At 53.7% G+C, this 257-nt stretch carries 1 rRNA gene; it reads left to right on the top strand.

Annotated elements, in window-relative coordinates:
- A 16S ribosomal RNA gene (locus NF418_RS10450) occupies positions 1-220 on the top strand; the annotation flags it as partial.
- Positions 221-257: the final 37 nt, after the last annotated feature.

The raw sequence follows: 257 nt of genomic DNA, 5'->3' as shown, positions 1-257 counted from the left end.
GCCTACATGAAGTCGGAATCGCTAGTAATCGCGGATCAGCACGCCGCGGTGAATACGTTCCCGGGCCTTGTACACACCGCCCGTCACACCACGAGAGTTTGTAACACCCGAAGTCGGTGAGGTAACCGTAAGGAGCCAGCCGCCTAAGGTGGGATAGATGATTGGGGTGAAGTCGTAACAAGGTAGCCGTATCGGAAGGTGCGGCTGGATCACCTCCTTTCTAAGGAAATGGAACCTGTACGTCAGTCTTCTTTAAT

Source organism: Streptococcus suis, from assembly GCF_024509555.1.
GTDB lineage: Bacteria > Bacillota > Bacilli > Lactobacillales > Streptococcaceae > Streptococcus > Streptococcus suis_AD.
This window is presented reverse-complemented; position numbering and strand designations above follow the sequence as displayed.